Raw genomic sequence first — 6,437 nt, forward strand, 5'->3', positions numbered from 1 at the left:
CACTCCAGCGTGGCAGTCGCGCACAGGGTGCGCTCCCACAGAGGTTGGCGCCAGGCGGGGAAGCCAGGCTCCCACCCAAATACCGTCTCGCCCCCGCCCCCAAAAGCGCGCATCATTAACCATCACCAAAAGCCCACCGCGCCCGCACAGCCGCCGCGCAAGGAATTCCATGTCCGTCCTGATCGAACGCAAAGCCGGCGAGCGCCAGAGCATCGCCATCGAGACCACCGACATCCAGCACCTAGCCGCCACCAAACGCCGCCTCAGTGCCGCGCAGCGTCGTTGGGTAGCGGACTCCGCCTTCGAAGCGGCGCCCGGCACGTTCGCGCTGATTGCGGATGAGAGCGGCAAGCTGGTGCGCGTGCTGGTCGGCGTCGATGCCAGCGATGCACTGAGTGCGCTGGGCGCGCTGCCGCGTACGCTGCCGGAGGCGACCTATCACCTCGCCGACGAGGGCGTGCTCAAGGACAAGCTGCAGGCCGCGCTGGGCTGGGCCCTGGGCGCCTACGAATTCACCCGCTACCGCAAGGCGCGCCGCGCGCCGGCCAAGCTCGCCATCGCCGCCGCGGACCTCGCCACGCTGCAACCGCTGGCCGAGGCCACCACCCTGGTGCGCGACCTGGTCAATACGCCGACCGAGGACATGGGCCCCAAACATCTCGCCGATGCGGTCAAGCAACTGGGCAAGACGCACAAGGCCAAGGTGCGCGAGTGGGTGGGCGATGAACTGCTCGATGCCAACTTCCCCACCATCCACGCCGTGGGCCGCGCCAGCCATCGCTCGCCGCGACTGATCGAACTGAACTGGGGCAAGAGCAGCGACCCGAAGATCGCCGTGGTCGGCAAGGGCGTGTGCTTCGATACCGGCGGCCTGGATCTGAAGCCCGCCGACGGCWTGCGCTGGATGAAGAAGGACATGGGCGGCGCCGCCCACGCGATCGCACTTGCCGGCCTGATCATGCAGGCCAAGCTGCCGGTGCGCCTGCAGCTGCTGATCCCCGCCGTGGAGAACGCGGTGTCGGGTGCAGCGATGCGTCCGGGCGAAGTGATCACCACGCGCGCTGGCATCACCGTGGAAGTGGACAACACCGACGCCGAAGGCCGCCTGGTGCTGTGCGACGCGCTCACCTATGCGGGCGAGCAGAAGCCGGATCTGATCATCGACTACGCAACCCTCACCGGCGCCGCACGCATCGCGCTTGGCCCCGACGTGCCGGCGCTGTTCGCCAACAACGATGACGCCGCCGACAGCGTGATCGCCGCCGGCCGCGCCGTGAATGATCCGCTGTGGCGCCTGCCGCTGTGGCGTCCGTATCGCAAGATGCTGGAGTCCTACCTGGCCGATATCGCCAACTCCGGCGCATCGCGCCACGCTGGCGCGATCACTGCGGCGCTGTATCTGGAACGCTTCGTTCCCGAGACCACGCCGTGGCTGCATCTGGATACTTATGCGTGGAACGACGGCGACCGGCAGGGTCGGCCGCGTGGTGGTGAGGCGCTAGGTCTGCGTGCGTTCTTTGCGTTTCTGCAGAAGCGCTACAAGGGCTGAGTCGTTACCGATATCGGCAAAAAAAGGCGGCGCATGGCGGCGCCTTTTTTTGTGGGGCCGCCTCTCCCTTGTAGGAGCGCACTTGTGCGCGACCGCGGAGGTTGAGGTCATACCTGTGGTCGGTTGTCGCCGCACTTTTCTGCACAGAGGAATCGACGGAGCTCCGCGGTCGCGCACAAGTGCGCTCCTACAAAGGTAGGGGTGCGCCAGGAGGTTCGGTGGTGCGAAGAGGAGCGGTCACGCCAAGAGGCGGGCGTAGCGCGAAGCGGCTCGTGTGGCGCAGGTCGGTGACAGCATCGCCATCGACTGGCATCCTCCGCCCTATTCACCACAAGGCTTCCCCATGACGCGTCTGCGCCCTCTGACACTCGCTCTCTGCCTCGCGCTTTGCGCGGCCACCCACGCCGAAGACGCGAAGCCATCCGAACAGCCGCCGCTCACCGAACAAACGCTACGCACCGGCGGCGCGATGCCCGCCGAACAGCAGCGCGTAAACTTCGATCACGCCGAGCTGCACTTCACGGTGGATATCGCGCAGCAGAGCATCGATGCCGACGCGCGCCTCAGCTTCAGGGCGCGCGAAGCAACCGACACCCTGCTGCTCGATCTCGATCCGCATCTCGCCATTTCGAAGCTATCCGTCAACGACAAGGCATTGGCCAACGACAAGTGGAGCAATCCCGATGGGCGCCTGCGCTTGGCACTACCCAAGCCGCTCGCCAAGGGCGAGAAGGTCGTCATCGATATCCGCTATGGCGGCAAACCGCACGTAGCCAAGAAGGCGCCGTGGGACGGCGGCTTCGTCTGGAGCCACACCGAGGACGGCCAGCCGTGGGTCGCCACCGCGGTAGAAGGCGAAGGTTGCGATCTGTTCTGGCCGTGCATCGATCATCCGCAGGGCAAACCCGACCTGGTGGATACCTATGTCACCGTGCCCAAAGCGCTGGCGGCGCCGGGCAACGGTGTGTTGGTCGACATCAAGGAGCACGGCGCCACGCACACCTATCACTGGCGCGCGAAACACCCGACCACTTATGCCATCTCGCTCAACATCGGACCGTTCGACGTGCTGAAGGGCGATTACCGCAGCCGCTACGGCAACACCATCCCGATGCAGATGTGGTATCTGCGCGGCCACGAGGCGCAGGCCAAACAGCTGTTCGCCGAGTTCCCGCGCATGCTCGACTTCTTCGAGCGGGAGATCGGGCCCTACCCGTTTGGCGACGAGAAGATGGGCGTGGTGGAAACGCCGCATCTGGGCATGGAGCACCAGACCATCAACGCCTACGGCAACGGCTATCCGCGCAGCGAGTACAGCTTCGACTGGCTGCTGCAGCACGAGTTCTCGCATGAGTGGTTCGGCAACCAGCTCACCAACGCCGACTGGGACGACATGTGGCTGCATGAAGGTTTCGGCACGTATATGCAGCCGCTGTTCGGCCAGTACCTCTATGGCGACATGCCGTATTTCTCGATGCTTCAGAACGAACGCAGCCTGGTGAAGAACGCCTATCCCATCGTCGCGGGCCACAGCCAGTACGAGGAGGACGTGTACAACGCCAAGCAAGGCCCGGGCAACGACATCTACAACAAGGGCTCGCTGATGCTGCACACCTTGCGGCAGATGATCGGCGACGAGGCCTTCTTCGAAAGCATTCGCCGGCTCGTATACGGACGCCCCGATCCCAAGCCTGGCAATTTCGCGCCGCACTACGCCACCACGCACGACTACATCGAGATCGTGAACCAGGTGAGCGGCCGCGATCTCAACTGGTTCTTCGATGTGTATCTGCGCGAAGCCGCGTTGCCGAAGCTGGAGACGCGCCAGGAAGGCAACATGCTCACGCTGCACTGGCAGGTGCCGCACGACAAGCCGTTTCCGATGCCCGTCGATGTGCAAGTGGGCGACAAGCTGCTGACCGTCCCCATGAATGGCGGCAACGCCAGCATTGCCGCACCTACCGGCGCGCTGGTGATCATCGATCCCCGCAGCAAGCTGCTGCGCGAGATGCCGCATTTCGCCGATTACCAGCAGTGGAAGAAGGAACAGGCGGAGAAGAAGGCGAAGTAGCCAGCGCGAACGCTTCGGCCTTCGTCTCTCTTGTAGGAGCGCACAAGGTGCGCTCCTACAAGAGATGGGCTCGCGCAAACGTTGGGCCGGACACCTCCCTTGTAGGAGCGCACTTGTGCGCGACCACCTGACGGAGCGGTACATCGCAGCTCTGCGGTCGCGCACAAGTGCGCTCCTACAAAGAGCTTCCGACATGAGGCGACTGAGACCTCCAAAAGAAAAGGCGGCCCATGGCCGCCTTTTCTTCATCAATCTCAAACCCGTCAGTGCGCCGCGGGCCCCTGCTGCGGCTGCGGCTTCCCCGGCGCTGCGGCAGCCGTGGTGGCGCTCATGTTCGAGTACTTGCCACCATACGGCAGCACTTCCGCCGCCAGCTTCGCATCGCCCTTGATCAGGCCGGCTGCATCGAACAGGATGTGGGCCGTTTCGTCGAGCTGCGGATCGGCTGCCTTCTTGGCGTCCTTCTCCTGCTTCAGCTCGCTCTTGAGGCTACGCTCGTTGGCGTTGAGGCCATCGTCCACCGCCAGGGTGTCGTCATCATCAGCCGCATTGCCGTCGATCGCCTTGTGGCGGGCGCGGAAATCGGCCTGGATGGCGTCCAGATCCTTACGCTCGGTTTCGCGCTGGGCGAAGTTGAGCGAGATGGTGGTCTTGTCGCGCATCTTGCGGTACTGCGCCAGCTCGTCGAGCATCAGCTTCCAGCCCGGCGACTTGGCGGTGCGCGCGTCGTGCCTGGTCTGCAGCTGGTTCAAGTACGCCTTGAGGTCGGCAACCGGCTTGTAGTCGGCCGGCGCGATCTGCGTCCACGGCAGCGCGTTGTCGTAGGTCGATTCGCCGAAGTCCTTCTCGTCGCCGTTCTTGGGGAACTGGATGTCCGGCGTCACGCCCTTCAGCTGGGTGGAGCCGCCATTGATGCGGAAGAATTCCTGGATGGTCATCTTCAGCTCGCCGAACTGCGGCTTCTCGCTGTTGTTGCGGGTGAAGCGGTCCAGGTCCACCAGGTTCTGCACGGTGCCCTTGCCGAAGGTCGGCTGGCCGATGATCAGGCCACGGCCGTAGTCCTGGATCGCCGCGGCAAAAATCTCCGAGGCCGAGGCCGAACCACGATTGACCAGCACGGCCATCGGACCGCTCCAGGACATGCCCGGCTCGTCGTCGCCCTGCACCTGCACTTCGCCGCGCGCATCGCGCACCTGCACCACCGGGCCCTGGTCGATGAACAGACCGGTGAGCTCGTTGGCTTCGGCCAGCGAACCGCCGCCGTTGTTGCGCAGATCCATCACCACGCCTTCCACGCCCTCGGCCTTGAGCTCGCCGAGCAGCTTGGCCACGTCGCGGGTGGCGCTCTTGAAATCCTTGTCGCCTTCGCGGCGCGCGCCGAAATCGGAATAGAAGCTCGGCAGGTCGATCACGCCGATCTTGCGGGTGACGCCGGCGTCCTTGATCTCGATGACCTTCTTCTTGGCGGCCTGCTCTTCGATGCTCACCTTCTGGCGAACCATGCTGACCAGCTCGTGCTTGCCGTCCACGCCCGCATCGGCCGGGAGAATCTCCAGGCGCACGGTGGTGTCCTTCTTGCCGCGGATGCGCTTGACCACGTCATCCACGCGCCAGCCGATCACGTCGACCATCGGGCCGCTGGTGCCTTCGCCGACGGCGACCACGCGGTCGCCCACGTGCACCTTGCCCGACTTGGCGGCCGGGCCGGCCGGCACGATCTCGCGGATCGCGGTGTACTCGTCGCGCGTCTGCAGCACGGCGCCGATGCCTTCCAGCGAGAGCTTCATGGAGATGTCGAAGTTTTCCGCCGCACGGGGGCCGAGGTAATCGGTGTGCGGATCGGTGGACTCGGCATAGGAGTTCATGAAGGACTGGAACGCGTCCTCGCCATCGAGCTGCTTCACGCGGTCGATGTAGCCGGCGTAGCGCTTGTCCAGCGTCTTGCGGATATCGTCATCGGTCTTGCCGGCAAGCTTCAGGCGCAACCAGTCGTTCATGGTGCGCTCGCGCCACAAGGTGTCGAGCTCGCCCTGGTCCTTGGGCCACTCGGCCTTCTTGCGGTCGTAGTTGTAGCTCTCGTTGGTGCTCAGGTCGAAGCCCTGCTTGAGCAGGCCGCGCGCATAGGTCATGCGCTCGATCGCACGCGTGATGTACAGGTTGAACATCGAGAACGGACCGGTCAGGTCCTGGTTCCAGATGGCATCGTCCATCTGCGTTTTCAGCGGCGCGAACTTGGCCAGGTCGGCCTGGGTGAAGAACACCTTCTCGCCGTCGAGGCTGTCGACATACGCCTTGTAGATCTTCTGCGACATCGCATCGTCGAGCGGCTTGGCGTCGTAATGGAAGCGCGTGAGGAAGCGGGCGGAAAGCTGCGCCGCCTGTGCCTGCGTGACGGAGGGCTTGAGCGGCAGCGTGGAGAACTTGCGCGGCGCGTTGTCGCCGGCGAGATCGGCAGCGGACTGCGCATGGACACCGACGCCGGTGACGGCAAGGGCAAGCAACAGGGCAAGCGAGGGGCGCAGTTTCATAGGGTCTCGGGAAGCTCTCAGGCGTGCTCGGTGACACCTGCGGCGTGAGCCTGCAGGTCAGCGTGGTAGGACGAACGCACCAGCGGACCGGACGCGACGTGATGGAAACCCATCGCTTCGCCGGCTTCGCGCAGTTCGTTGAACTCGTCCGGCGTCCAGTAACGGACCACCGGGTGGTGATGCGGCGTGGGCTGCAGATACTGGCCGATGGTGATCATGTCCACATCGTGCGCACGCAGATCACGCATGGTCTCCAGCACCTGCTCCATCGTCTCGCCCAGGCCCAGCA

3 protein-coding genes and 1 pseudogene are annotated in these 6,437 nt (G+C 64.7%); 2 read left to right on the top strand and 2 right to left on the bottom strand.

The features are described 5' to 3' along the window. The first annotated feature begins 169 nt into the window (after positions 1 to 169). Together AC1DMG_RS18480 and AC1DMG_RS18485 are read left to right on the top strand one after the other, a co-directional pair. Positions 170 to 1,549, top strand: coding sequence for a leucyl aminopeptidase family protein (locus AC1DMG_RS18480; protein ID WP_477180876.1), 1,380 nt, complete (start codon positions 170 to 172; stop codon positions 1,547 to 1,549). 343 nt (positions 1,550 to 1,892) lie between these two features. After that, positions 1,893 to 3,620, top strand: a complete 1,728-nt coding sequence (locus AC1DMG_RS18485) for a M1 family metallopeptidase (protein WP_441605044.1) — start codon at positions 1,893 to 1,895, stop codon at positions 3,618 to 3,620. Between the two features lie 263 nt (positions 3,621 to 3,883). Here the strand turns inward: AC1DMG_RS18485 and AC1DMG_RS18490 are convergent, their stop codons facing one another. Together AC1DMG_RS18490 and AC1DMG_RS18495 are read right to left on the bottom strand one after the other, a co-directional pair. Further along, positions 3,884 to 6,148, bottom strand: coding sequence for a carboxy terminal-processing peptidase (locus AC1DMG_RS18490; protein WP_441605045.1), 2,265 nt, complete (start codon positions 6,146 to 6,148; stop codon positions 3,884 to 3,886). A 17-nt stretch (positions 6,149 to 6,165) separates the two neighbouring features. After that, positions 6,166 to 6,437, bottom strand: a pseudogene (locus AC1DMG_RS18495) (lipoyl synthase); the annotation flags it as partial.

Source organism: Dyella sp. 01N36 (assembly GCF_056399745.1).

Coding starts and splice junctions, on each gene's coding strand:
- AC1DMG_RS18485 (WP_441605044.1), top strand. CDS start 1,893: ATGACGCGTCTGCGCCCTCTGACACTCGCTCTCTGCCTCGCGCTTTGC.
- AC1DMG_RS18490 (WP_441605045.1), bottom strand. CDS start 6,148: ATGAAACTGCGCCCCTCGCTTGCCCTGTTGCTTGCCCTTGCCGTCACC.